Annotated in this window: 26 protein-coding genes; 12 read left to right on the top strand and 14 right to left on the bottom strand. The window is 62.6% G+C overall.

The window, feature by feature from the left end; translation table 11 throughout:
- Positions 1–19: 19 nt before the first annotated feature.
- Positions 20–2,941, bottom strand: a complete 2,922-nt coding sequence (gene uvrA / locus ACX93L_RS06250) for an excinuclease ABC subunit UvrA (RefSeq protein ID WP_459404024.1) — start codon at positions 2,939–2,941, stop codon at positions 20–22.
- Between the two features lie 278 nt (positions 2,942–3,219).
- On the opposite strand from uvrA, the gene ACX93L_RS06255 reads away from it, so the two are divergent.
- The 3 genes from ACX93L_RS06255 (at position 3,220) to ACX93L_RS06265 (ending at position 5,321) form a co-directional block, all read left to right on the top strand.
- Positions 3,220–3,738 (top strand): single-stranded DNA-binding protein, encoded by a 519-nt coding sequence (locus ACX93L_RS06255; protein ID WP_459404025.1) that lies wholly within the window; start codon positions 3,220–3,222, stop codon positions 3,736–3,738.
- 97 nt (positions 3,739–3,835) lie between these two features.
- Positions 3,836–4,090, top strand: a complete 255-nt coding sequence (locus ACX93L_RS06260; protein WP_459404026.1) for a hypothetical protein — start codon at positions 3,836–3,838, stop codon at positions 4,088–4,090.
- 364 nt (positions 4,091–4,454) lie between these two features.
- Positions 4,455–5,321, top strand: coding sequence for an alpha/beta fold hydrolase (locus ACX93L_RS06265; RefSeq protein WP_459404027.1), 867 nt, complete (start codon positions 4,455–4,457; stop codon positions 5,319–5,321).
- Positions 5,322–5,358: 37 nt separating this feature from the next.
- Here the strand turns inward: ACX93L_RS06265 and ACX93L_RS06270 are convergent, their stop codons facing one another.
- The gene (locus tag ACX93L_RS06270) at positions 5,359–5,988 is read right to left on the bottom strand and encodes a MarC family protein (protein WP_459404028.1); all 630 of its coding nucleotides are present in this window, start codon (positions 5,986–5,988) and stop codon (positions 5,359–5,361) included.
- A 190-nt stretch (positions 5,989–6,178) separates the two neighbouring features.
- On the opposite strand from ACX93L_RS06270, the gene gyrA reads away from it, so the two are divergent.
- Positions 6,179–8,962, top strand: a complete 2,784-nt coding sequence (gyrA, locus tag ACX93L_RS06275) for a DNA gyrase subunit A (protein ID WP_459404029.1) — start codon at positions 6,179–6,181, stop codon at positions 8,960–8,962.
- Between the two features lie 162 nt (positions 8,963–9,124).
- Here the strand turns inward: gyrA and ACX93L_RS06280 are convergent, their stop codons facing one another.
- The 3 genes from ACX93L_RS06280 to ACX93L_RS06290 form a co-directional block, all read right to left on the bottom strand.
- Positions 9,125–9,259 carry a hypothetical protein gene (locus ACX93L_RS06280; protein WP_261345107.1) on the bottom strand — a complete coding sequence of 45 codons (135 nt, stop codon included), beginning with the start codon at positions 9,257–9,259 and terminating at the stop codon, positions 9,125–9,127.
- 60 nt (positions 9,260–9,319) lie between these two features.
- Positions 9,320–9,472 (bottom strand): hypothetical protein, encoded by a 153-nt coding sequence (locus ACX93L_RS06285; protein WP_169587958.1) that lies wholly within the window; start codon positions 9,470–9,472, stop codon positions 9,320–9,322.
- Between the two features lie 83 nt (positions 9,473–9,555).
- Positions 9,556–9,717, bottom strand: a complete 162-nt coding sequence (locus ACX93L_RS06290) for a hypothetical protein (RefSeq protein WP_459404030.1) — start codon at positions 9,715–9,717, stop codon at positions 9,556–9,558.
- A gap of 196 nt (positions 9,718–9,913) precedes the next feature.
- On the opposite strand from ACX93L_RS06290, the gene coaD reads away from it, so the two are divergent.
- The 6 genes from coaD to tgt all read left to right on the top strand — a co-directional run bounded on the left by coaD (position 9,914) and on the right by tgt (position 14,308).
- Complete coding sequence (gene coaD / locus ACX93L_RS06295) at positions 9,914–10,408, top strand: pantetheine-phosphate adenylyltransferase (protein ID WP_459404031.1); 495 nt, start codon at positions 9,914–9,916, stop codon at positions 10,406–10,408.
- Between the two features lie 26 nt (positions 10,409–10,434).
- The gene (locus ACX93L_RS06300; RefSeq protein ID WP_459404032.1) at positions 10,435–11,004 is read left to right on the top strand and encodes a peptidylprolyl isomerase; all 570 of its coding nucleotides are present in this window, start codon (positions 10,435–10,437) and stop codon (positions 11,002–11,004) included.
- A 35-nt stretch (positions 11,005–11,039) separates the two neighbouring features.
- The gene (locus tag ACX93L_RS06305) at positions 11,040–11,549 is read left to right on the top strand and encodes a peptidylprolyl isomerase (protein WP_169587963.1); all 510 of its coding nucleotides are present in this window, start codon (positions 11,040–11,042) and stop codon (positions 11,547–11,549) included.
- Between the two features lie 84 nt (positions 11,550–11,633).
- Positions 11,634–12,083, top strand: a complete 450-nt coding sequence (locus tag ACX93L_RS06310) for a DMT family transporter (RefSeq protein ID WP_459404033.1) — start codon at positions 11,634–11,636, stop codon at positions 12,081–12,083.
- A gap of 4 nt (positions 12,084–12,087) precedes the next feature.
- Positions 12,088–13,173, top strand: coding sequence for a tRNA preQ1(34) S-adenosylmethionine ribosyltransferase-isomerase QueA (gene queA, locus ACX93L_RS06315; RefSeq protein ID WP_459404034.1), 1,086 nt, complete (start codon positions 12,088–12,090; stop codon positions 13,171–13,173).
- 4 nt (positions 13,174–13,177) lie between these two features.
- A complete protein-coding gene (tgt, locus tag ACX93L_RS06320) occupies positions 13,178–14,308 on the top strand; it encodes a tRNA guanosine(34) transglycosylase Tgt (protein ID WP_459404035.1) in 1,131 nt (376 codons plus the stop codon).
- A gap of 28 nt (positions 14,309–14,336) precedes the next feature.
- Here tgt and ACX93L_RS06325 read toward each other — a convergent pair whose 3' ends face one another.
- Together ACX93L_RS06325 and ACX93L_RS06330 are read right to left on the bottom strand one after the other, a co-directional pair.
- Entirely contained in the window at positions 14,337–14,945 is a 609-nt protein-coding gene (locus ACX93L_RS06325; RefSeq protein ID WP_459404036.1) for an alpha/beta hydrolase, read from the bottom strand.
- Positions 14,946–14,947: 2 nt separating this feature from the next.
- The gene (locus tag ACX93L_RS06330; protein ID WP_459404037.1) at positions 14,948–15,925 is read right to left on the bottom strand and encodes a glutathione S-transferase family protein; all 978 of its coding nucleotides are present in this window, start codon (positions 15,923–15,925) and stop codon (positions 14,948–14,950) included.
- 249 nt (positions 15,926–16,174) lie between these two features.
- Here ACX93L_RS06330 and ACX93L_RS06335 point away from each other — a divergent pair, with 249 nt between their 5' ends.
- Positions 16,175–17,332, top strand: coding sequence for an MFS transporter (locus ACX93L_RS06335; protein WP_459404038.1), 1,158 nt, complete (start codon positions 16,175–16,177; stop codon positions 17,330–17,332).
- Between the two features lie 15 nt (positions 17,333–17,347).
- Here the strand turns inward: ACX93L_RS06335 and ACX93L_RS06340 are convergent, their stop codons facing one another.
- Positions 17,348–17,587 carry a hypothetical protein gene (locus tag ACX93L_RS06340; RefSeq protein WP_459404039.1) on the bottom strand — a complete coding sequence of 80 codons (240 nt, stop codon included), beginning with the start codon at positions 17,585–17,587 and terminating at the stop codon, positions 17,348–17,350.
- Positions 17,588–17,778: 191 nt separating this feature from the next.
- On the opposite strand from ACX93L_RS06340, the gene recX reads away from it, so the two are divergent.
- The gene (gene recX / locus ACX93L_RS06345) at positions 17,779–18,384 is read left to right on the top strand and encodes a recombination regulator RecX (RefSeq protein ID WP_459404040.1); all 606 of its coding nucleotides are present in this window, start codon (positions 17,779–17,781) and stop codon (positions 18,382–18,384) included.
- 244 nt (positions 18,385–18,628) lie between these two features.
- On the opposite strand, the gene ACX93L_RS06350 is transcribed toward recX, so the two are convergent.
- From ACX93L_RS06350 to tmk, 6 genes are all read right to left on the bottom strand, one after another.
- Entirely contained in the window at positions 18,629–18,865 is a 237-nt protein-coding gene (locus ACX93L_RS06350; RefSeq protein WP_169587981.1) for an Lrp/AsnC ligand binding domain-containing protein, read from the bottom strand.
- Positions 18,866–18,930: 65 nt separating this feature from the next.
- Positions 18,931–19,752, bottom strand: a complete 822-nt coding sequence (locus ACX93L_RS06355) for an MBL fold metallo-hydrolase (protein ID WP_459404041.1) — start codon at positions 19,750–19,752, stop codon at positions 18,931–18,933.
- Positions 19,749–20,537, bottom strand: a complete 789-nt coding sequence (locus ACX93L_RS06360; protein ID WP_459404042.1) for a TatD family hydrolase — start codon at positions 20,535–20,537, stop codon at positions 19,749–19,751. Before ACX93L_RS06360 ends, ACX93L_RS06355 begins: the two co-directional genes overlap by 4 nt.
- A 5-nt stretch (positions 20,538–20,542) precedes the next feature.
- Entirely contained in the window at positions 20,543–22,096 is a 1,554-nt protein-coding gene (gene metG / locus ACX93L_RS06365; protein ID WP_459404043.1) for a methionine--tRNA ligase, read from the bottom strand.
- 143 nt (positions 22,097–22,239) lie between these two features.
- A complete protein-coding gene (locus tag ACX93L_RS06370) occupies positions 22,240–23,265 on the bottom strand; it encodes a DNA polymerase III subunit delta' (RefSeq protein ID WP_459404044.1) in 1,026 nt (341 codons plus the stop codon).
- A complete protein-coding gene (tmk, locus tag ACX93L_RS06375; RefSeq protein ID WP_459404045.1) occupies positions 23,262–23,957 on the bottom strand; it encodes a dTMP kinase in 696 nt (231 codons plus the stop codon). Before tmk ends, ACX93L_RS06370 begins: the two co-directional genes overlap by 4 nt.
- Positions 23,958–23,995: the final 38 nt, after the last annotated feature.

A 23,995-nucleotide genomic window follows, 5' to 3' on the forward strand; every position in this document is an offset into this window, starting at 1 on the left:
CCCTCCAAATAGTTGCCGCTTACTCCGCGGCCTGGGTCTTCTTCACCGGCCGGCGTTCCAGCAGTTCCTTCAGGAACTGGCCGGTATAGGAGCGTTCTTCCTTGACGATGTCCTCGGGTGTACCGGAGGCGACGATCTCGCCGCCGCCGTCGCCGCCTTCGGGACCAAAGTCGAGGATCCAGTCGGCGGTCTTGATGACCTCGAGATTGTGCTCGATGACGACCACGGAGTTGCCCTGGTTGACGAGTTCCTGGAGCATTTCCAGAAGTTTCGCCACATCGTGGAAATGCAGGCCGGTGGTCGGCTCGTCGAGGATGTAGAGGGTGCGACCGGTCGACTTCTTCGACAGTTCCTTGGCGAGCTTGACGCGCTGTGCCTCGCCGCCGGAAAGCGTGTTGGCCTGCTGGCCGACCTTGATGTAACCGAGGCCTACATCGAAGAGCGATTGCAGCTTGTCGCGCACGGCCGGCACCGCCGAGAAGAAGTCGACGCCTTCCTCGACGGTCATGTCGAGGACATCGGCGATCGACTTGCCCTTGAAGGTCACGTCGAGGGTTTCGCGATTGTAGCGTTGGCCGTGACAGACGTCACAGGTGACGTAGACGTCCGGCAGGAAGTGCATCTCGATCTTGATGACGCCGTCGCCCTGGCAGGCCTCGCAGCGCCCACCCTTGACGTTGAAGGAGAAGCGCCCCGGCTGATAGCCGCGGGCCTTGGCCTCCGGCAGGCCGGCATACCAATCGCGGATCGGCGTGAAGGCACCGGTATAGGTCGCCGGGTTGGAGCGCGGTGTCCGGCCGATGGGCGACTGGTCGATGTCGATCACCTTGTCGATGAATTCGAAGCCGTCGATCCGCTCGTGCTCTGCAGGGTTTTCGCGCGCGCCCATGACGCGGCGGGCGGCCGCCTTGTAGAGCGTCTCGATCAGGAAGGTCGACTTGCCGCCGCCCGACACACCGGTCACGGCGGTGAACACGCCCAGCGGGATCGCCGCCGTCACGTTTTTCAGGTTGTTGCCCCTGGCGCCGACCACCTTGATCTGCTGGCCCTTCTTGGGCTTGCGGCGTTTGTCGGGCACGCCGACGCCGAGTTCGCCGGTCAGATATTTGCCGGTCAGCGAATTCGGGTTCGCCATGATGTCCTGCGGCGTGCCCTGCGCGATGACCTGGCCGCCGTGAATGCCGGCCGCCGGCCCGATATCGACTACATAGTCGGCAGTCAGGATCGCATCCTCGTCGTGTTCGACGACGATCACCGTGTTGCCGATGTCACGCAGGTGTTTCAGTGTGTCGAGCAGGCGGGCATTGTCGCGCTGGTGCAGGCCGATCGACGGCTCGTCGAGAACATAAAGCACGCCCGTGAGGCCCGAGCCGATCTGGGACGCAAGCCGGATGCGCTGGCTCTCGCCGCCCGATAGGGTGCCGGAATTGCGCGACATTGACAGATAGTCGAGACCGACGTCGTTAAGGAACTGCAGGCGCTCACGGATCTCCTTCAGGATACGGACGGCGATCTCATTCTGCTTGGAGGTCAGCTTTGCCGGCAGGTCCTTGAACCAGGCGCCAGCAACGCGGATCGACATCTCGGTGACTTCGCCGATATGAAGGCCGTTCACCTTCACGGCCAGCGCCTCGGGCTTCAAACGGAAGCCGGCGCAGGACGGGCAGGGGGCCGCCGACATGTAGCGCTCGATTTCCTCGCGCGCCCAAGCGCTGTCGGTTTCCTTCCAGCGGCGTTCGAGGTTCGGGACGATGCCCTCGAAGGTCTTGGTCGTGGTGTAGGATCGCGCACCGTCGGCGTAATGGAAGTCGATCTTCTCGTCGGTTCCGTGGAGGATCGCCTTCTGGGCGGCCTCGTTCAGTTCTGACCACTTGTTCGAGAGCTTGAAGCCATAGGCCTTGCCGAGCGCCTCGAGCGTCTGGTTGTAATAGGGCGAAGCCGACTTCGCCCAGGGCGCGATCGCCCCGTCATTCAGGCGCCGATGCATCTCAGGCACGATCAGCGCCTCGTCGATCTTCTGCTGCGAGCCGAGGCCGTCACAGGTCGGGCAGGCGCCGAAAGGGTTGTTGAAGGAGAAGAGACGCGGCTCGATCTCCGGAATGGTGAAACCGGAAACCGGGCAGGCGAATTTTTCGGAAAACAGCACCCGCTCGTGGGTTTCGTTCAACGACTTGTTGGCCGAGCCACCGGCGGCGGTCTCCTCGATCGGCAGCGGCTTGTCGGCGAATTCCGCGACGGCCAGACCATCGGCGAGCCGCAGGCAGGTCTCGAGGCTGTCGGCGAGGCGCGAGGCGATGTCCGGACGCACCACGACGCGGTCGACCACCACGTCGATGTCGTGCTTGTACTTCTTGTCGAGCGTCGGCGCCTCGGCGATCTCGTAGAACTGCCCGTCGATCTTGACGCGCTGGAAGCCTTTCTTCATCAGCTCGGCAAGTTCCTTCTTGTACTCGCCCTTTCGTCCGCGGATCATCGGCGCCAGGATGTAGAGGCGCGTTCCCTCCTCGTAGGCGATGATGCGGTCGACGATCTGGGAGACCGTCTGGCTCTCGATCGGCAGGCCGGTCGCCGGCGAATAGGGCACGCCGACGCGGGCAAAGAGCAGGCGCATGTAGTCGTAGATCTCGGTGACCGTACCGACCGTCGAGCGTGGGTTGCGCGAGGTCGTCTTCTGCTCGATCGAGATCGCCGGCGAAAGGCCTTCGATCTGGTCGACATCCGGCTTCTGCATCATCTCGAGGAACTGACGCGCATAGGCCGAAAGGCTCTCGACGTAGCGCCGCTGACCTTCCGCATAGATCGTGTCGAAGGCGAGCGACGATTTTCCCGAACCCGAAAGCCCGGTCATGACGATGAGCGCGTTGCGCGGCAGATCGAGGTCGATGCCCTTCAGATTGTGCTCGCGCGCACCGCGGATGGAAATGGTCTTCAGTTCACTCATGGACAGGTCTCGACTGGACAAAGCTCTCAGGGAAGGGCGCTCGGGAGGAGAGCTCTCCTTATTTAGTCACGGCGACCGCCCTGTCGAGCCGCCTCAGCCGTTTCTCGGGGATGAATTCGATTCTATTGACAGCATCCTAGCGAAACACTAGAACAAATAAAGAACATTTTTCGCTGTGGATGGCGTGGATAAACCGCGCACCATGGTGAAGTCTTGGTTTAAAGTGTCGCGATCGTGATTTTGGAAGTCGCCGGACCGGCGACGGCAGGGTGAGAGTTATGGCTGGCAGCGTCAACAAGGTAATTTTGATCGGCAATCTGGGCGCCGACCCGGAAATCCGCCGAACCCAGGATGGTCGACCGATCGCCAACCTGCGTATTGCCACCTCGGAAAGCTGGCGCGACCGCAACACCGGCGAGCGCAAGGAAAAGACCGAGTGGCACACCGTGGTGATCTTCAACGAAGGTCTGTGCAAGGTGGCCGAGCAGTATCTGAAGAAGGGCTCGACGGTCTATGTCGAGGGCCAGCTGCAGACCCGCAAGTGGCAGGACCAGAGCGGCCAGGACCGGTATTCGACCGAAGTGGTCCTGCAGGGTTTCAATGGCAACCTGACCATGCTGGGCGGTCGCGGCGAGGGCGGCGGCGCATCGCGCGGCAACGACTTCGGCGGCGGTTTTGGCGGCGGTGACGACTATGGCGCGCCGACTCCCTCGCGCGGCGGTTCGCAGCGCGGTGGCGCAAGTGCCCCTCCTTCGGGCGGATTCTCGCGCGATCTGGATGACGACATCCCGTTTTGATCGACAGCGGCGCTGCGGCGCCGCTTTTGCGTTTCCGGGGCGGCAAGGCCGGTTCGGGCAGTCGGTGGGGGCAAGGGAACAAAGGGGGAGATGAACCATGAATGACACCACGCAAACGGCGGGCCCTGCTAGCTGGCGGATCATCCTGGCCTTCCTGCTCGATCTCGTCACCGCCTTTCTGGTGCTGGGCTTTGCCGTGGCCTCGGTGACGGGCGATCGTACCGAAGGCGGCTTCCAGCTGAACGGGCTCCCCGCCGTGGTCCTCTTCGGCCTGATCATCGCCTATTTCATCGTCTTCAACCGCTTCCTCGGCGGCACGATCTGGAAGCGCATCCTGAAGGCGCAGCGTTGAAGCCAGGGCGAGGGGCGATGCTCGCCCCGACCGGATCTAGCCGGGCGCGGCTGTGTTCCTATGACCATCCTTGCTGGATCTCTTGCACGGTGGTGTAGTCGTGCGACCACCTTGTCGGCGTCTGCTTCCGACGCTAATATTGATCCATGTCGGCTTGCCGTCCGCTCGGCCATTGGGGCCGGGGCCGTTCACAGCAACTTCCGGGACCGCCATGCGCCTGATCCGTTAGCGACGTTGACCTTGAAACCGCCCGCAGACGACGCTGCCTTCTCCGGCTGCGACGGCGGGTGCATGTCCAGGATCAACGACCGGATTATGCGGATCGCAGAAGGCGTCCGCCGGCCGGCGCATACGGAAGACAATCATGGAACACCATTTCTCGGACCGCGTGGAACGCGGCACCATCCGTTCGGGCGCGTTTTCGCTTTCTTACCAGATCGAAGGCGAGGGGCCGTCCCTGCTGGTGATCGGCAGCAGCCTCTATTATGCCCGCACTTTCTCGCCGGCGTTGCGGCGTTCGTTGCGCCTATATTTCGTCGATCACCGCTGCTTTGCCACGGCCGATGGAGCGGTCGAACCAGGCGACTTTGCGTTCGACACGATCATCGCTGACATCGAGCGGGCGCGCATCGCCTTTGGCCTTGAGCGCTTTGCCATCCTCGGCCATTCCGGTCACGGCTATATGGCGCTCGAATATGCCCGCCGCCATCCCGAACGTGTCACGCATGTCGTCATGGTCGCAACCGGGCCCAACCAGAGCGCGGCAATGGCCGCCTTAGCCGACCGTCGCTTCGAAGAACGGGCTCCACCGGAGCGGAAGGCGGTCTTCACCCGCGACATGGGACGCCTCGGCACTGACATGGCGGCCCGGCCGAACGAACGCTTCAAGCATCTGCTGATCCGGCTGGGTGCCCGCAGCTGGTTCGATGCAGCCTTCGACGCAAGCCCTCTTTGGCAGGATGTCGTCGTCAACGACATCGGCTTCGATCACCTCTGGGGCGAAGTGTTTCGCGATCTCGACATGCACGCGCTGGCCAGGGCCGTGAAGGCGCCGGTCCTTCTCGCCCTAGGTAGTCATGACTATCTGATCGCGCCGCCAGAGGCCTGGCGACCGTTCAAGCACGATTTTGCGGCGCTCACCGTGCGGATGTTTGACCGAAGCGCCCACACGCCGCAATTCGAAGAAAGCGATCGCTTCGATGCGACGCTCCTTTCCTTCCTCGAAGACTGACAACCACCGATCCGGCCGAACCAGATTCGGCCGGGTCTCATCCGCCGAAGGCGGACTTCACCCCATCGACCACGAACTGCACCGACAGCGCCGACAGAAGCACGCCGAGCAGCCGGGTGAGCAGCGCCCGGCCGGTTACGCCGAGGAACCGGTTGAGCCGTTCGGCGAGCGTCAATGCCAAGAAAACCAGTGCGACGCAGGCGCCGATGACGAGGATCAACTGCACCTTGCCGACCACGTCATCCATCGTGCCGGCGATGAGCACGGTCGCCGAGATCGCACCGGGTCCGGCGATCAGCGGGATCGCCAGCGGGAAGACCGCGAGATTGTGGATGTGGTCCTTGGTGATCGCCGCGTCGGTGGTCTTTTCCTTACGCTCGTTGCGCTTCTCGAAAATCATCTCGAACGAGATGGCAAACAGCATCAGGCCGCCGGCAATGCGGAAGGCGCCCATCGAAATGCCGAGCGCGCCGAGGATCGCGGCGCCGAACAGGGCGAAGACGGCGAGGATGGCGAAGGCGATCAGAGAACCACGGACGGCGACCTGCTTGCGCTCGCCACGGGTCATTCCCTGGGTCAGTCCGAGGAAGAGCGGGGCGAGACCCGGCGGGTCGACGGTCACGAGTAGCGTCGTGAAGGCATTGATCATCACATCGGTGCCGGCCATGGCTTCCCCCCAATTCAGCCGATATTTAAATGCCAGCGGCTTCGCCTTTGCAAGTTCTTGATCTGCTTGCCTTTCCAGCGCCGCAAAAGAGCTGTTTATAACCGTTGCGCGAGGGGGCGCGAAATTGGCGCATTCTCCCCCTTTCGGCTATAAACTGACGAGTGATTCCGAACCAAGATCGTGACCTGATTTGACTGAGCAAAACACTCCCGGCGGCAAGTTCCCCCAAGGCATCGAGCCGATTTCCATCATGGAGGAAATGCAGCGGTCGTATCTCGATTACGCGATGAGCGTCATCGTGAGCCGCGCGCTTCCCGACGTCCGCGACGGTCTGAAGCCTGTTCACCGACGCATTCTCTTCTCGATGAGTGAGATGGGGATCGACTGGAACAAGAAATATGTGAAGTCGGCCCGCGTGACCGGCGACGTGATGGGTAAGTATCACCCGCACGGTGACGCCGCGATTTACGACGCGCTCGCCCGCATGGCCCAGGACTGGTCGCTGCGCCTGCCGCTGATCGACGGCCAGGGCAATTTCGGCTCGGTCGACGGCGACCCGCCCGCCGCCCAGCGTTACACGGAGTGCCGCCTGCAGAAGGCCGCACATTCGCTACTCGACGACCTCGACAAGGAAACCATCGATTTCCGCGAGAACTATGACGGCACCATGCAGGAGCCGGTCGTTGTTCCCGCCAAGTTCCCGAACCTTCTCGTCAACGGAGCGGGCGGCATCGCGGTCGGCATGGCGACCAACATCCCGCCGCACAACCTGACCGAGGTGATCGACGGCTGCATCGCGCTGATCGACAATCCGGCAATCGAGCTTCCGGAACTGATGGAGATCATTCCGGGGCCGGACTTCCCGACCGGCGCCATGATCCTCGGCCGCTCCGGTATCAGGTCCGCCTACGAGACCGGCCGCGGCTCTGTGATCATGCGCGGCGTTGCCCGTATCGAGCCGATGCGCGGCGACCGCGAACAGATCATCATCTCCGAGATCCCCTATCAGGTGAACAAGGCGACGATGATCGAGAAGATGGCGGAACTCGTGCGCGAGAAGCGCATCGAGGGCATTTCCGACCTGCGCGACGAGTCCGACCGCGAAGGCTATCGCGTGGTGATCGAGCTGAAGCGCGACGCCAATGCCGACGTCATCCTGAACCAGCTCTATCGCTACACACCGCTTCAGACCTCGTTCGGCTGCAACATGGTGGCGCTGAATGGGGGCAAGCCCGAACAGCTCAGCCTGCTCGACATGCTGCGCGCCTTCGTCACCTTCCGCGAGGAAGTGGTCAGCCGCCGTACCAAGTACCTGCTGCGCAAGGCGCGCGACCGTGCCCACGTGTTGGTTGGCCTTGCAATTGCAGTCGCCAATATCGACGAGGTCATCAACCTGATCCGCCGTGCGCCCGATCCGGCGACCGCACGCGAGCAGCTGATGGAGCGCCGCTGGCCGGCGCACGACGTCGAGGCGCTGATCCGCCTGATCGACGATCCGCGCCATCGCATCAACGAGGACATGACGTACAACCTCTCGGAAGAGCAGGCACGCGCCATCCTCGAACTGCGTCTCGCGCGCCTGACCGCGCTTGGCCGCGATGAAATCGACGAGGAACTGAACAAGATCGGTGCCGAGATCAGCGACTATCTCGACATCCTGTCGTCGCGGCTGCGCATCCAGACCATCGTCAAGGACGAACTCACCGCCATTCGCGACGAATTCGGCACCCCGCGCCGCACCCAGATCGTCGAAGGCGGTCCGGACATGGACGACGAGGATCTGATCGCCCGCGAGGACATGGTCGTCACCGTCTCGCATGCGGGCTACATCAAGCGCGTACCGCTCGCCACCTACCGGGCCCAGCGCCGCGGCGGCAAGGGCCGGTCCGGCATGGCGATGAAGGACGAGGATTTCGCGACCCGCCTGTTCGTCGCCAACACGCACACGCCGGTGCTGTTCTTCTCCTCGCGCGGCATCGTGTACAAGGAAAAGGTCTGGCGCCTGCCGATCGGCACGCCGACCTCGCGCGGCAAGGCGCTGATCAACATGCTGCCGCTGGAGCCCGGCGAACGCATCACGACGATCATGCCGCTGCCGGAGGACGAAAAGAGCTGGGACAATCTCGACGTGATGTTCGCGACGACCCGCGGCACGGTTCGACGCAACAAGCTCTCCGATTTCGTCCAGGTGAACCGCAACGGCAAGATCGCGATGAAGCTTGAGGACGAGGGCGACGAGATCCTCTCGGTCGAGACCTGCACCGAACGCGATGACGTGCTGATGACGACGGCGCTCGGCCAGGCGATCCGCTTCTCGGTCGATGACGTCCGCGTCTTCGCCGGCCGCAACTCGATCGGCGTTCGCGGCATCTCGCTCGCCGATGGCGACCGGATCATCTCCATGACCATCCTTGGCCATGTCGATGCCGAGCCGTGGCAGCGCGCCGCCTATCTCAAGCGTTCGGCCGCCGAACGCCGCGCCAGCGGCGTCGACGAGGAGGACATCGCGCTTGTCGGCGAGGAAGTGACCGAGGAAGGTCAGCTCGACGACCAGTTCTACGAAGAGCTCAAGGCACGCGAGCAGTTCGTGCTCACGGTTTCCGAGCGGGGCTACGGCAAGCGTTCGTCGTCCTACGACTTCCGCATCTCGGGTCGCGGCGGCAAGGGTATCCGCGCCACCGACACCTCCAAGACGGCGGAGATTGGCGAACTGGTCGCCGCCTTCCCGGTCGAGGAGAAGGACCAAATCATGCTTGTCTCCGACGGTGGCCAGCTGATCCGCGTTCCGGTCGACGGCATCCGCATCGCCAGCCGCGCCACCAAGGGTGTCACGATCTTTTCAACCGCCAAGGACGAGAAGGTCGTGTCGGTCGAACGCATCAGCGAGCCGGACGGCGAGGACGATGCCGAGGCTCCGGCGGACGAGGACGTCCCGACCAATGGCGGCGAAAGCGCTGCCCCCTCGCAAGACTGAAGACTGGAATAAAAAAAGCCCGCCGGAAACGGCGGGTTTCTTAATGGACGATCCTGTCGATCTTCGGTCGCATGCAGGCGTTGATCGGCGAGACGAGCGGCAGGTGGCCCGATCAGGAGCCGGAAGGCAGCCATCTCAGCGGGCCATACGACCCGCCGCACATCAGAAGACCTTGTGGCGTTCCATCAGGGCCTTGAAATCCTCGCTCTCGCGCCGCAGCGCGCTGATCGTCGAGGCAACCGAAGCGACAAACATGCCGCTGATCAGGGCGGCGAGAACCGTCAAAGTGATGAACATGATCTTCCTTCCTTTCTCCAGCGGTTGAACGTCTTATAGCGTCAGAGTTTTTAAGTCCGATTAATGCCCGAAGGTGTGATAGTGGGCAGTCAGCGGAGGACCGTAAGAGTTCGCTGCAGCCTTGTCGTTCATGTAGAAGGTCGCAGATGTGGCAAGCATTGCCGTCATCATCGCCACCCAAACCAGATTGATCATCGTAACCTTGTCGTGCATGGAAGTCGTCCTTTCGGAATACGGCAGGCACTGCCGTCAGAATGCGCGGAACGAGAATTCGTTCCAGCGTCATTAAATCGTTTTTAATAGGGGCGAGCTGAAACGCGCCTTAACGTTCCGTTCATCTGGCGTTCATCTTCGCGCCGGTTCGGCTCGCCAGTTTCGATGTAGGCGCGAACGAGAAGCAGCGCGAACTCGGTGAAGAGCGCGGCGCCGACGGCGAAAATGGCGAGAAGTGCGAGCATTATCATCCCCTTGCATCCACGGGGCGGCATCTTTGCCTGCCCCGATGACACCCTTATGGAACAACGCCGCTGAAGCCGCCTTGAATGGCGCATTCATTCATCGTTCATCTTCGGGGAGGGGGGCGGCAGCTGCCCAAATCACTTGCGGTAGCGGCTCTTCCATGACAAAAGGCGTCGAAACAACCATCGGGCTGCCATGACGATCGCATTCTATCCCGGCTCATTCGATCCGATGACCAACGGTCATCTCGACGTTCTCGTTCAATCGCTGAACGTCGTCTCCAAGGTGATCGTGGCGATCGGCATTCATCCGGGCAAGACGCCGATGTTCAGCTATGATGAACGGTCCGAGTTGATCCAGAAGGCGATCGCCGAAACCCTGCCTGACCGCGCCGGCGACGTTTCGGTTGTCTCCTTTGACGGCCTCGCAGTCGACGCGGCCCGGCGGAACGGCGCAACGCTCCTTGTGCGAGGTCTGCGCGACGGCACCGATCTTGACTACGAAATGCAGATGGCCGGCATGAACTACCAGATGGCACCGGACCTGCAGACCATCTTCCTGCCGGCCGGTACGGCCTCGCGGCCCATTACCGCCACATTGGTGCGCCAGATCGCCTCCATGGGCGGCGACGTCAGTGCCTTCGTGCCGCCCGTCGTCTTTCAGGCGCTGAAATCCAAGCTTTCACGCTGACCATCACCGATGCCTTTGGAGCGATCATGAAACTCTTTCAAATTGCCGCTGCCTTTTTCCTTGCCGTCGCGACCGCAGGTGCGGCCAACGCCGCTTCAGACGACAACTATCTGACCATCCAGCTGAAGGACGGTCCGGTCGTCATCGAGCTTCTGCCGGATGTTGCGCCGAAGCACGTCGCCCAGATCAAGGAACTGGCCACCAAGGGCGAATACGACAACGTCGCCTTCCATCGCGTCATCGAGGGCTTCATGGCCCAGACCGGCGACGTTCAGTATGGCGACATGGAGAACGGCTTTGATGCGAGCGCGGCCGGAACCGGTGGTTCCAGCCTGCCGGATCTTCCGGCCGAGTTTTCCAACGTGCCGTTCGAACGCGGCACGATCGGCATGGCACGTTCGCAGGACCCGAACTCCGCCAATTCGCAGTTTTTCATCATGTTCGCCGATGGCGGTTTCCTGAACGGCCAATACACGGTCGTCGGCAAGGTCGTCGCAGGCATGGAATATGTCGACAAGATCAAGCGTGGCGAAGGCGGCAACGGCGAAGTTTCCGACCCGGACCGCATGATCAAGGTCAGCGTCGGCAAGAAGTAAGAAACGGGCCTTTGCCCCAAAGAGGAGACAAGAACATGGCCGAGATCAAGGATCCGGAAAACACCGTCATCATGGAAACCACCAAGGGCAAGGTCGTCATCGCGCTCTTCCCGGATCTGGCCCCCGGCCATGTCGCCCGCATCAAGGAACTGTCGCGCGAAGGTGCTTATGACGGCGTCGTGTTCCACCGCGTCATCGAGGACTTCATGGCGCAGACCGGCGACGTGCAGTTCGGCAAGCAGGGTTCGGACAGCTTCAACCCGGGTCGTGCCGGCATGGGCGGTTCGCAGAAGCCGGACCTGAAGGCTGAATTCTCGGCCACGCCCCACGTGCGCGGCACCTGCTCCATGGCCCGTTCGCAGAACCCGAACTCCGCCAACTCGCAGTTCTTCATCTGCTTCACCGATGCACCGTGGCTCAACAAGCAGTACTCGGTATGGGGCCAGGTCATCGAAGGCATGGACGTCATCGACCAGATCAAGAAGGGCGAGCCGGTTCGCGATCCCGATTCGATCGTCTCGATGAAGGTCGCAGCCGACGCCTGATCGACGGTTACGTCACCATGCCGCCGGCCCCGGCAAAGGGGCTGGCGGCTTTTCCGTTTTTGGCCATCTGGCAGGGACATGACCATGGCATCCTTCTTGTGGGCACTGCTCGGAATCGCGGCGGGTGCGGCGATCGCCATCCAGGCACCGATCAACACGCTACTCGCCCGGGGCCTCGGCCTGCCGGTCGCCGCCGCCTGCATTTCCTTCCTCGCCGGCGCGATCATCCTGGCGATCGTTTCGGTCGTCATGGCACGCGCCGAAGGCCGGATGCCGAGTTTCGCGACGCCGGCGCCCTGGCTCTACGTCGCCGGTGGCGCGCTCGGCACGCTTTATGTCACCACCGCCATCCTGCTGACCCCGCGCATCGGTGCGGCGGCCGTCATGGCGTTTGCCGTGACCGGCCAGTTGATGGCGGGGCTCCTGATCGACCGCGTCGGCTTTCTCGGCGTCGCCGTGCGCGAACTGAGCCTCGGGCGGATCGCGGGCGCGGTTCTCCTCATTAGCGGCGCCGTCATGATCCGGGTTCTCTGAAGCCATGCGTGTCGACCAGTTCGATTTCGACCTTCCCGACGAGAACATCGCGCTGCGGCCGGTGAGCCCGCGCGATCATTCGCGCCTGCTCGTCGTACGGCCGGACGCGGACCCGCGGTTCGAGGACCGCCACGTCTACGATCTCGCTTCTTTCCTCAGGGCGGGTGACGCCCTGGTGTTCAACGACACCAAGGTCATTCCCGCCCAGCTCGAGGGCGTGCGCTTGCGCGACGGCGCCGAACGGACGCCGGTTTCCGCGACATTGCACATGCGGGCCGACGCAAGCCGCTGGAAGGCGTTTGCCCGACCGGGCAAGCGCATCAAGGTCGGCGACCGCATCGAGTTCGGGCATTCGGGCAATGCCTGCCTGCTCGGGACGCTCGGGGCAGTGGTCGAGGACAAGGGCGATGCCGGCGAAGTAACGCTGCGCTTCGACTTTTCCGGCGCGGCCCTCGACGAGGCGATCGCCACGGTCGGCCATATCCCGCTGCCGCCCTATATCGCCTCCAAGCGCGACGAGGACGAGAAGGACCGATCCGACTACCAGACCATGTATGCACGAGAGGAGGGAGCGGTTGCCGCCCCGACCGCCGGGTTGCATTTCACGCCCGAGCTCTTCGGTCGGCTCGATGCGGCCGGCATCGAACGCCATTTCGTCACCCTACATGTAGGCGCCGGCACCTTCCTGCCGGTCAAGGCAGAAGACACTGCCGACCACAAGATGCATCACGAGATCGGTCATGTCTCGGCCGCAACGGCGGCTGCACTCAACGCGGTCAGGGCGCGGGGCGGGCGCATCGTCTCGGTCGGCACGACATCGCTGCGCCTGCTCGAAAGCGCTGCCTCAGAGACGGGGGAAATCCTCGCCTGGTCGGGCGCTACCGACATCTTCATCACACCCGGTTACCGCTTCAAGGCGGTCGACGTGTTGATGACCAATTTCCACCTGCCGAAATCGACGCTCTTCATGCTGGTGTCGGCTTTTGCCGGCCTCGACACCATGCGCGCGGCCTATCAGCACGCGATCGCCGACGGCTATCGTTTCTATTCCTATGGCGATTCCAGCCTGTTGTTCCGGAAAGACATCTGAACCGATGCATGACACGTTCCAGTTCACCCTGAAAGCCACTTCCGGCAAGGCCCGCCTCGGCGAAATCTCGATGCCGCGGGGCGTGATCCGAACCCCGGCCTTCATGCCGGTCGGCACGGTCGGCACGGTCAAGGCGATGTATCTCGACCAGGTGCGGGAAGGCGGCGCCGACATCATCCTCGGCAACACCTACCATCTGATGCTGCGCCCCGGTCCCGAGCGCGTTGCACGCCTCGGCGGCCTGCACGAACTCATCCGCTGGCCGCATCCGATCCTGACCGACAGCGGCGGTTTCCAGGTCATGTCGCTTTCCGGCCTTCGCAAGCTCGACGAGCAGGGGGTCACGTTCAAGAGCCATGTGGACGGCTCGCTGCACCACATGTCGCCGGAACGCTCGATCGAGATCCAGGGGCTGCTCGACTCTGACATCCAGATGCAGCTCGATGAATGCGTCGCGCTTCCGGCCGAACCCAAGGAGATTGAGCGCGCCATGGAAATGTCGCTGCGCTGGGCCGAGCGCTGCCGCGTCGCCTTCGGCGAGCAACCCGGCAAGGCGATGTTCGGCATCGTCCAGGGGGGGGACATTCCCGACCTGCGCATCCGTTCCGCCGAAGGGCTAAAGCAGCTGGACCTCAAGGGCTATGCCGTCGGCGGGCTCGCCGTCGGCGAACCGCAAGAGGTCATGCTGAAGATGCTGGGCGTCACGCTGCCGGTGCTTCCGACCGCAAAGCCTCGCTACCTGATGGGTGTGGGCACGCCCGACGACATCCTGAAGTCCGTCGCAGAGGGCATCGACATGTTCGACTGCGTGATGCCGACCCGTTCCGGCCGGCACGGGCTGGCCTTCACCCGCCGCGGCAAGGTCAATATCCGCAACGCCCGCCATGCCGAAGACATGCGGCCGCTCGACGAGCAGTCGAACTGCCCGGCAAGTCGCGACTATTCGCGCGCCTACCTGCACCACCTCGTCCGCTCCAACGAGGCACTCGGCGGCATGCTCTTGTCGTGGAACAACCTCTCCTACTATCAGGAGCTGATGCAGGGTATCCGCAAGTCAATCGAGGAAGGTCGCTTCGAGGACTTCAAGGCGGAAACCATGGAAATGTGGGCGCGCGGCGACATCGATCCCATCTGAGGATCCGGCCACGCGCCCGGGTGGCGCGTCAGCCGACTTGGCGCGCCAGAAATTCTGCGGCGATCTGCGCGCCCTCGGCGGATATCGTGTGACCGAGGCCGGGCAGCATGTGCTGTTCCACGACCAAACCGGTATCCTCCAGCGCGGTTGCGGCCTTTGCCGTCTCTCCAGCGTCAATGACCGTATCTGCCTCGCCATGCACCAAGAGCAATGCGGTCGAAGCATGGGGTGCATAGGGCGGTGGCGAGGCGAGGCGGCCCGAAAAGCCGACGATCGCGCCGACGGGCCAGCGGCCGGAGACCAGTGCGTCGAGCGCCATGATAGTCCCTTGCGAAAAACCGACGAAAACAACCCGGTCGAGCCGATCGGCAAAGCCATGCGCGGCGACGATGTCATTGATGACGCGGTCGAATTCGGGACGGGCCGCCACGATCCGTTCAGGCCGGTTTTCCTCCGTCACGCCGGCAATGCTGAACCATTGATGACCCATGCCATACGGGAAGGGGAACGGCGCATCGGGAGCCGCGAAGACCGTGCCGGGCAGGGCATCGCGCCAGAGGTTGGAGAGCGGCAGCAGGTCCGCTCCGCTGCTCCCCACGCCATGTAGAAAGATGACGAGACGTGTGGCATTGGCCATTGTCATGCCCTCTTCAGTTCGACGGGGAAGAGGCCCGGCAGATCCGGGCCCACGGGGACGATGCGCGTCGGGTTCAACGCCTTGATCGAGTAATAGCCATGCTTGATGTGCGGGATGCTGACTGTCTCGCGAACGCCCGGCAGGTCAAGGATGCGCAGCATGTAGCGGGAAAGCGCCGCATAATCGGCGAGGCGGCGCAGGTTGCACTTGAACAGCCCGTGATAGGCCGCATCGAACCGCACCAGCGTGACGAAGAGACGGATGTCCGCCTCGGTCAGGCGATCGCCACTCAGATAGTCCCGGCCGTCGGAAAGCCGCGCCTCGAGCGTGTCGAGCATCCGGAACACGTCGCCAAACGCTTCCTCGTAGGCAACCTGTGTCGTGGCAAAACCGGCCCGGTAGACACCGTTGTTGAGCGCCGGATAGATCTCGGCATTCAGCGCCTCGATCTCGTCGCGCAGCGCCTCCGGATAGAGGTCGATGTCGTTCCTGGCGAGGCTGCCGAAGCCCGAGTTCATCATGCGCAGAATGTCGGCGGACTCGTTGTTGACCATGGTGCCGGTCTTTTTGTCCCACAGCACAGGGACCGTGGCGCGGCCGGTGTAGGTCGGATCGGCCTTCGTGTAGATCTCGTGCAGGTAGGTCGCGCCGTTGACGGTATCGCGATCGGCGCCGGGAAAATCGCCAAAGCTCCAGCCGAAATCGGTCAGCGCGGGCTGGACCACTGAGACCGAGATCACGTCCTCCAGCCCCTTCAGCTTTCGGCCGATCAGGGTGCGGGAAGCCCAAGGACAGATCAGCGCCACGTAGAGATGATAGCGGCCGGGTTCGGCCTTGTAACCTGCCGCTCCTGTCGGGCCAGCCTCTCCGTCGGCGGTCACCCAGTTGCGGAAGCCCGAGGTCTGACGGACGAAACCGCCCTTGGCGTCGGTCGCCTGCACCGGCTGCCAGTCGGCAGTCCATTTTCCATTGACGAGCATGTCCTGGCCTTTCCAAATCTGATGGCCAACACATAGTTCAGTGCCACGGTTTGTGAAATCCCGCAGGATGCTTACAAATCGTCATCATTTTGCGAACAATCACGACTAGATCGTCAACGAGCCAGCGCTCAAAACGTGTTCGATTTCTACCCGGGCAGCGTGCAGGTCGACTTGTCTGACAATCAGCTTTGTGCGACGCAATAGACATTCACCGATTGCCGTCTCCCAGTTTTCAACGGTTCCCCCGATATGCCCATCCTCGCGCCTCCGGCGTTGATATTCTTCTGCAATTCGATCCTGTTCATCTCGCTCTTCACGCGGCTTCCGGCCATCCAGACCGCGATGCAGGTCAACAAGGCGACGCTCGGTCTCGCCTTGCTCGGCGGTGCGCTCGGAACGGTGCTGGCACTCCCGATCGCCGGCAAGGTCAACAACTGGCTGTCGCCGCGGCGGACGGCTGCCTTCAGCCTGATAATCCTGGCGGTCGTCACGCCGCTGCTCTCAGTAATACCCTATATCGGCTTCGTCGGCGGCTTCATCTTCTTCGCCTTCATCCGCACCATGCTCGAGGTCGCGCAGAACATGATCTCGACCGGGATCGAGCAATCGACGGGCGTCAAGGTGCTGTCGCGCAGCCACGGATTCTGGTCGGTCGGCTTGTTGTTCGGGACGATGGCGTCCGGCTGGGCGGCCGGGCAGGGGGCAACGCCCTTCCAGCACCTGTGCGGCGTCGCAATCTTCGTCATCGTGTCTGCTCTAATCGTGCTGCGGATCACGCCCGACGTCCCAAACGACAGTCTGGGCCTGTCGGCGGCCCGCGCGCGCATCGTCGTGCGGCCGACGCGCGCCATCCTGCTCGTCGCACTGATGCTCTTCGGCCTCGCCATCATCGAGGGCGCGATCTACGACTGGGGGATGTTTTTGATCCGCGACAGGATCACAACCGATCCGGCGCGGGCAGGGCTGCTGTTTGCATTCTTCACCATCGGAATGGGCATCACCCGGCTGATCGGCGACTGGCTGCGCGAGCTCTTTCGACCGTCATTGCTGTTGCGGGCCTCGGCTCTCGCCGTGGCAGCCGGCCTCGCGCTGATCCTCAATTTCGAGCAGCAATGGGTCGCAGCGATCGCGCTCGCGCTGATCGGCAGCGGGGTCGCCTTCAACTATCCGCTGGCCGTGTCGACGGTCGTGTCCATGCGCAGCACCAATACGCCGGCCGAGAACCTGGCCGCACTGTCCCTGGTGATGCTTGTCGCAACGATCGGCATTCCTCCGCTGCTCGGCACCATCGCGGAATTCCACGGGATTGCCGCAAGCTTTGCGGTCATCCTGCCGTTCACCGCGCTGGCTTTCGCCATGGCGCCGGTGTCTGAGGGCAGCGGCCTGATCGGCACCAAGCAAGATTAGCAGGACTGCCTGGTTCTATGCGCCGATATCGATCCGGGGTTGCGAAAAATTCTGCTCGGGAGGCGAGGGCAACTTTGGCAGGGCCATGGCCTCGAGTAGTGAATTGCAGATCGCATTGCGGAGTTGCTTCGACGTTCTGACCGTCATCTTCTTGTCGAGCCATTGGGCCGCCTGCATCAGGCCGACGCCTTCCCGTAATACTATCTCTTCAGCTCGACGCAAGGCCCATACTTCAAGTTGTTCTCGCTCATACATGAACTCGGTTCCGCCTTTACGCGTTTCATTCGCGTCGTCGATTCGCTTATATAGAATATCAGAATGTATAGCTGTCGCTATGCAGCACAGGTTACAACTGCGATTATAATTTCCCGCGGAGAGACTTGCCAGCCCGAACGCCCTTGCATGCCATTGGAAAGCCCGCCTTCTTTCATGGTAGGTGAAGACCGATGACTCGCCGTCGAACCGAGGGCCACGACGCTTTGACCGAAGACGAACAGGACCTGCTGCCGGCCACCGACCAGCCGACGCCGCGCATGCTAAGCTGGGTCAGGAATTCCGCCGCATACCGTCTGGCGCGCAAGTTGATGAGCGAGCGCGAGCTCGGCGAGGCCATCGCGAAAAAGGCGCGCGAGAAATTCGAGGACATCAGCGAGGCACAGATTGTCGCGCTTTCCGCTGCAGCCGTCGAGTTCGGCAGACAGATGCGAGCGCTCGACGACGTGGCTTATGCGGAGATACGCACACGGTCGTCGGCCCGCAGCGGAAAGTCGAAGCGGGTGATCGCCCGGAAGCTGAAGGACAAGGGCATCGATCGCGAGATCATCGACGGTGCGCTGGCCGAGGCGGACGATTTCATCGCGGCGCTGATCTTTTCCCGCAAGCGGGCTTTCGGACCGTTCCGACGCCTTGACGTCGCATTCGACGAGAAACGCCACGCCAAGGAGTTTTCCGCCTTCGCGCGAAACGGGTTCAGCTTCGAGATCGGCCGCAAGGTGATGGAGATGGACCGGGAGACGGCCGAGGATCTGCTCAACGATCAGAGGCTCGTCTGATGTCGTGGGGGAGCGCTGTGCGGAGGCCGGGCGCTGCCGCGACCCCAAGCCCGGACGCTTATCCAATTATCGCATAATATAGATTATGGAACTTGAACATATACGGGGAGACCTACGGACTCGCGGATGCTCCCTGATACTTTGTATTTCGAGTTTCCGATCAAGCTTCGGACGGATGGCGTTTCATGCTCGATATTCACTGGCATTCGAAGGAATGCCGGCTTGGGCGTCGCAACGGTCCGGATCAGAATGCGTGGAACGTCAGCGTTGTCAGCGTCCGGTCGACGTCCGGAATGTCGGAGAAGATCGCGTTGACGTACTTGCCGACGTCCTGGTCTTCCGGAACGTAGATCTTGGCCAGCAGATCGTATTCGCCGCTCGTGGAATAGAGTTCCGAAACCACTTCCTTTTCATAGATGCGGTCCGCGACCTCATAGGTCCGGCCCGGACGGCAGCGTACCTGGATGAAAATGCAGTTCATGGCACCTCTCCTCGAATTTTATATAAAACAATGGCTTGCCATTGTTTCTTGATGTTTTCTTCGAACTAATTTTCGCCAACGACAACTTCGAACGACAGCTGGTCGTAAGCCGGCTCGACATGCGGCGGCGTCTCGGCCATCACGGTCTCGTAGTCGAGCGGAATATGCATATGCGTCAGGATCGCATGGCGTGGCTTCAGCCGGTCTATCCAGCCGAGCGCCTGCTCGAGCGAAAGATGGCTCGGATGATGCCGGTATTGCAAGGCGTCAATCACCAGCGTGTCGAGTCCACCAAGCCGCGCAACGGTCTCCTCGGGAAAATTGCTGACGTCGCAGCAATAGGCGACATCGCCGATCCGGAGCCCCAAAGAGATGATGTCGCCGTGCTGCTGGAGCAGGGGCTGCAGGCGGATCATACCGCCCTTCCCTGTCACCTCGACCGGACGCGTCAGGTCCTCGATCACTACGGGCTGGACGATCGGCGGATAGTTGCTGCCCGGCGGCGTCTCGAGGCAATAGGCAAAACCCTGCCGGATGCGGGCCATGGTCGCCGGTTCCGCATGGATCGGGATCCGGTGCTTCTGCATGACGAAATAGCCGCGCAGGTCATCGATCCCGTGCAGGTGATCGGCATGGGCATGGGTATAGACGACGGCATCGACATGATCGACACGCGCCGCAATCATCTGCTCGCGAAAATCCGGTCCGGTATCGACAACGACGGTGGTCACACCGCCGTCAGGCGCGATCTGCTGCACGAGGAAGGATGCCCGGGTGCGGCGGTTGCGGGGATTGTTCGGATCGCAGTCGCCCCAGTCCCCATTGATGCGCGGTACGCCCGGAGACGATGCGCAGCCGAGGATGGTGAAGCGCTGCCGGTAACTCATGCAGAAAGCCTCGGCATCTTGGAAAAGAGCCTGAATGCATTTTCGGTCGTGATGCGCGCCATCTCGTCGAAACTGACACCCATGGTCTCGGCCAGGATCTCGGCCGTGTTCACCACATAGGACGGCTCGTTGCGCTTCCCGCGCCAGCGCTTCGGCGCCAGGTAAGGCGCGTCGGTCTCGACGAGAAGCCGGTCGAGCGGCAACCCCTTGGCGATATCGCGCAGTTCGCTGGACTTCGGGAAGGTCAGGATGCCCGAGAAGGAGACATAACCGCCGAGTTCGACGCCGGTCTTTGCCAGTGCCTCTCCGGAAGAGAAACAATGCAGGATGAAGGGGAAGGGCCCCTTCCCCGTTTCTTCCGTCAGGATTGCCGCCATGTCCTCGTCGGCGCTGCGGCTGTGGATGACCAGCGGCAACTGGGTGCGCCGTGACGCTTCGATGTGGCGCAGGAAGCCCGTCTTCTGGTCCTCGGGCGTCTGCGTGTCGTAGAAATAGTCGAGGCCGGCCTCGCCGATCGCCACCACCTTGTCGTGGGTCTCGGCCAGCCGAACGAGGTCGTCTGCGGTAACGTCCAGCTCCTCGTTGGCATTGTTCGGATGGGTACCGACCGAGCAGAAGACCGAGGGATAACGCTCCGTCAGCGCGAGCAGCGTGTCGAGCTTTCGCACCCGCGTCGAGATCGTCACCATCTGAGAAACGCCGGCTCCGTGGGCACGGGCGACCAGATCGTCGCGCTCCGCGTCGAAGTCGGCGAAGTCGAGATGGCAATGGGTGTCGATCAGCATGCCGGTCACGCCTTGGCCGCGTCCGGAGCGACGTAGCGTGGATAGACCGGCGACGGCGCAGGCAGCTCCGTTCCGGCCTTCAGACGCCCGGCGGCACCGAGCTTGGCGAACACGCGGTCTTCCTCGGCCACGGCGACGAGATCGAGGATCTTGGCCGACGATGCGGGCATGATCGGCAGGAAGAGGGTGGCGATCTGGCGCACGACTTCCGCCGTCACGTAGAGCACCGTACCCATGCGCGCCTCATCGGTCTTCTTCAGCACCCACGGCGCCTGCGCGGCGAAATAGCGGTCCGCCTCGTTGACGATGTTGATGATCGCGGCAACTGCCTTGTGGATCTGCTGCTTGCCCATCTCCTCGCGGCAGATGTCGATCGCCTCGTCGGCGATCTTCAGGATCGCTTCGTCTTCCGCTGTCAGCGGACCGGGTGTCGGTACCCTGCCCTCGCAGTTCTTGTTGATCATCGACAGCGAGCGGCTCGCCAGGTTGCCGATGCCGTTGGCAAGATCGGCATTGATGCGGGTCGCGATGCCCTCTTCCGAATAGCTGCCGTCGTGGCCGAAGGAGACTTCGCGGAGGAAAAAATAGCGCACTTGGTCGAGGCCGAAATGGTTGACCAGATTGACCGGGTCGACGACGTTGCCGAGCGACTTCGACATCTTCTCGCCCTTGTTGAGCAGGAAGCCGTGGGCGAAGACGCGCTTGGGAAGCGGCAGGCCCGCGGACATCAGGAAGGCCGGCCAATAGACGGCGTGGAAGCGGATGATGTCCTTGCCGATGATGTGGACGTCGGCCGGCCAGTATTTGGCACGCGGGCCGTTCTCGTCTTCAACATAGCCGGTCGCGGTAATGTAGTTGGTCAGCGCGTCGACCCAGACATACATCACGTGCTTCGGATCATCCGGCACCTTGATGCCCCAGTCGAACGTGGTGCGCGAGATCGACAGGTCCTTGAGCCCCGACTTGACGAAGGAGATGACCTCGTTGCGGCGCTCGTTCGGACCAATGAAGTCGGGCTGGTCCTCGTAGAGCTTCAGAAGCTTGTCCTCATAGGCCGAGAGCCTGAAGAAGTAGCTTTCCTCCTCGACCCATTCGACCGGCGTGCCTTGCGGCCCGTAGCGAACGCCGTCGGCGCGCAGCTCCGTTTCCTCTTCCTGGTAATAGGCTTCGTCTCGGACCGAATACCAGCCGGCATAGCTGTCCTTGTAGATGTCGCCATTCGCCGCCATGCGACGCCAGACTTCCTGCACCGTCTGGTGGTGGCGCGGCTCGGTCGTGCGGATGAAATCGTCGTTCGACGAATTGAGCAGCCGGCCCATCTCGCGGAACTCGTCGGAATTGCGCTTGGCAAGATCCTCGACGGCAATGCCTTCGGCGCGCGCGGTCTGCTGCATCTTCTGGCCATGCTCGTCCGTTCCGGTGAGGAAAAAGACGTCCTTGCCGTCGAGCCGCTGGAAACGCGCCATGGCATCGGTCGCGAGCAGTTCGTAGGCGTGGCCGATATGCGGCTTGCCGTTCGGATAGGCGATGGCTGTGGTGATGTAGTAGGTATCGTTCATGGTCGGTCTTATGATCCGCGTCGATTGCGCATTTATGAAGTCATGCCGCTCTTAGAGCATTCTTGCGTCTTTAGAAACAGCCGTTTTCTCGAAGCCTGCCTTGCGCCCCGCGGATGGCGAACATCGCCTCGAAAGCCCACATGCTATGCCGTGACAGCGGTCAGGATGTCGAGGATCGTCTGCTTGCGGTCGAGATTGTAGGCGGCAGCCACCGAGAGCTGCTCGGTGATCGATGAAGAGAGCCGAGCATAGTGATCGGCAGCGCGGAGATTACCCGAAAGTGCTGCCGTCCGGGCCTGCTCCATCAGGAACTCGGCCAGATGCTCGGTGAAAAAGCCGAAGGCGACGTCGCTATCCTTGGCACTCAAGGCATCGGCGAGCTTGTACATCGTCTTGCGCGCCGACGGCCCGCTCTCGCCGAGCAGCTTGCCGAAGGCCTCGATGATGTCGGCGCCGCCGTAGTTCGCAAGTTTCAGCGCCTGCGCGACGCTGCCCTTCGAGAGAGACAGGATCGTTTCGGCCTGGGCCTCGGCAATCGAGAGGCCAAGCTGCGCCAGTGCCTGGCGCATTGCGTCGTCGGACAGCGCCGAAAGCTTCAGCGGCAGGCAGCGCGAGCGAATGGTCGGCAGCAGCTTGCCGGGTGCATGCGAGAGAACCAGGAACATGGCGCGCTTCGGCGGTTCCTCGAGGATCTTGAGGATGGCATTCGCCGCGTTGCGGTTGAGGTCGTCGGCCGGGTCGATGATGACGATGCGCCAGTTGCCGGTGCCCGAGGTCTGCGAGAAGAAGTGGCCGGCGCGGCGGACTTCGTCGATGGTTATCGCGGTCCGCACCTTTCCGGTCTTCTCGTCGACCGGACGGGACAGGTAGAGCAGGTTGTGACTGGCCCCGGAGGCGATCTGACGGCTGACGGCCGACGCCGGGTCGGGGTCGGCGATGACGTCGGGAGCGCTCGCCGGGTCCGGGTGCGAAAGGACGTGGTTGGCAAAGCGGAAGGCAAGCGTCGCCTTGCCGATCCCTTCGGGTCCTTCAATCAGGACCGCGTGATGCCCCTTGCCTGACCGATAGGTGCGGGCGAGAAAATCCTCGGCCGCCTCGTGTCCGAAAAGGCGTGTGTTCAAGGCAGGCGCGATCGCGCCGTCCAGCACTCCGTGTCGTTCGTCGCTCATTCCACGCCGACCGCTTTGGGAATGCCCGCCGTTTTCCGGCCGGCCAGGACCGGCAGAACCGCGTCGAGGATGTCGTCGGCGATCTCGCCGACCGATCGGCGTGCATCGATCACGCGGCAACGCTTCGGGTCGGCAGATGCGATATCGAGAAAGGCCTGCCGGCGCTTCTCGTGTGTATCGAGCTCTTCCTTCTCAAAGCGATCCGGAGCGCCCTGCCCGTTCGCTTCCGCGCTCAACCGACCACGGGCGCGCTCTAGCCCGAGCGTCGCGGGAAGATCGAGGATCAGGGTCAGGTCCGGCACGACCCCGTTGACCGCCACGCGCTCCAGCGCATCGATGAATTCCGGTTCGAGATTGCCGGTTGCGCCCTGATAGACGCGCGAGGAATCCATGAATCGGTCGCAGAGTACGACGAAACCCTTGGCAAGCGCCGGGCGAATCACGCTCTCAACATGGTCGTTACGGGCGGCGGCAAACAGGATGGCCTCCATGCGGATACCGTAGTCCTCGGCCGCACCGGAAAGCAGGACATGGCGCAGCGCCTCTGCACCCGCCGAACCGCCCGGTTCTCGGGTGGTGATCACGTCGAGGCCCTGGCGACGCAGGCTGTCGGCGAGACGGCGAATCTGGGTGGACTTGCCTGCCCCCTCGCCTCCCTCGAAAGTCACGAACATTCCCGCACCCGTCGACACCCTGGTCTTCCCGCCTTTTCGACTGTACCCACGTCTTT

It is taken from the genome of Rhizobium sp. CAU 1783, assembly GCF_054551725.1.

What these genes read in the sequence shown, in the direction of transcription:
- uvrA (WP_459404024.1), bottom strand. Translation starts at nt 2,941, where the DNA reads ATGAGTGAACTGAAGACCATTTCCATCCGCGGTGCGCGCGAGCACAAT.
- ACX93L_RS06255 (WP_459404025.1), top strand. Translation starts at nt 3,220, where the DNA reads ATGGCTGGCAGCGTCAACAAGGTAATTTTGATCGGCAATCTGGGCGCC.
- ACX93L_RS06260 (WP_459404026.1), top strand. Translation starts at nt 3,836, where the DNA reads ATGAATGACACCACGCAAACGGCGGGCCCTGCTAGCTGGCGGATCATC.
- ACX93L_RS06265 (WP_459404027.1), top strand. Translation starts at nt 4,455, where the DNA reads ATGGAACACCATTTCTCGGACCGCGTGGAACGCGGCACCATCCGTTCG.
- ACX93L_RS06270 (WP_459404028.1), bottom strand. Translation starts at nt 5,988, where the DNA reads ATGGCCGGCACCGATGTGATGATCAATGCCTTCACGACGCTACTCGTG.
- ACX93L_RS06280 (WP_261345107.1), bottom strand. Translation starts at nt 9,259, where the DNA reads ATGTTCATCACTTTGACGGTTCTCGCCGCCCTGATCAGCGGCATGTTT.
- ACX93L_RS06285 (WP_169587958.1), bottom strand. Translation starts at nt 9,472, where the DNA reads ATGCACGACAAGGTTACGATGATCAATCTGGTTTGGGTGGCGATGATG.
- ACX93L_RS06290 (WP_459404030.1), bottom strand. Translation starts at nt 9,717, where the DNA reads ATGCTCGCACTTCTCGCCATTTTCGCCGTCGGCGCCGCGCTCTTCACC.
- coaD (WP_459404031.1), top strand. Translation starts at nt 9,914, where the DNA reads ATGACGATCGCATTCTATCCCGGCTCATTCGATCCGATGACCAACGGT.
- ACX93L_RS06300 (WP_459404032.1), top strand. Translation starts at nt 10,435, where the DNA reads ATGAAACTCTTTCAAATTGCCGCTGCCTTTTTCCTTGCCGTCGCGACC.
- ACX93L_RS06305 (WP_169587963.1), top strand. Translation starts at nt 11,040, where the DNA reads ATGGCCGAGATCAAGGATCCGGAAAACACCGTCATCATGGAAACCACC.
- ACX93L_RS06310 (WP_459404033.1), top strand. Translation starts at nt 11,634, where the DNA reads ATGGCATCCTTCTTGTGGGCACTGCTCGGAATCGCGGCGGGTGCGGCG.
- queA (WP_459404034.1), top strand. Translation starts at nt 12,088, where the DNA reads ATGCGTGTCGACCAGTTCGATTTCGACCTTCCCGACGAGAACATCGCG.
- tgt (WP_459404035.1), top strand. Translation starts at nt 13,178, where the DNA reads ATGCATGACACGTTCCAGTTCACCCTGAAAGCCACTTCCGGCAAGGCC.
- ACX93L_RS06325 (WP_459404036.1), bottom strand. Translation starts at nt 14,945, where the DNA reads ATGGCCAATGCCACACGTCTCGTCATCTTTCTACATGGCGTGGGGAGC.
- ACX93L_RS06330 (WP_459404037.1), bottom strand. Translation starts at nt 15,925, where the DNA reads ATGCTCGTCAATGGAAAATGGACTGCCGACTGGCAGCCGGTGCAGGCG.
- ACX93L_RS06335 (WP_459404038.1), top strand. Translation starts at nt 16,175, where the DNA reads ATGCCCATCCTCGCGCCTCCGGCGTTGATATTCTTCTGCAATTCGATC.
- ACX93L_RS06340 (WP_459404039.1), bottom strand. Translation starts at nt 17,587, where the DNA reads ATGTATGAGCGAGAACAACTTGAAGTATGGGCCTTGCGTCGAGCTGAA.
- recX (WP_459404040.1), top strand. Translation starts at nt 17,779, where the DNA reads ATGACTCGCCGTCGAACCGAGGGCCACGACGCTTTGACCGAAGACGAA.
- ACX93L_RS06350 (WP_169587981.1), bottom strand. Translation starts at nt 18,865, where the DNA reads ATGAACTGCATTTTCATCCAGGTACGCTGCCGTCCGGGCCGGACCTAT.
- ACX93L_RS06355 (WP_459404041.1), bottom strand. Translation starts at nt 19,752, where the DNA reads ATGAGTTACCGGCAGCGCTTCACCATCCTCGGCTGCGCATCGTCTCCG.
- ACX93L_RS06360 (WP_459404042.1), bottom strand. Translation starts at nt 20,537, where the DNA reads ATGCTGATCGACACCCATTGCCATCTCGACTTCGCCGACTTCGACGCG.
- metG (WP_459404043.1), bottom strand. Translation starts at nt 22,096, where the DNA reads ATGAACGATACCTACTACATCACCACAGCCATCGCCTATCCGAACGGC.
- ACX93L_RS06370 (WP_459404044.1), bottom strand. Translation starts at nt 23,265, where the DNA reads ATGAGCGACGAACGACACGGAGTGCTGGACGGCGCGATCGCGCCTGCC.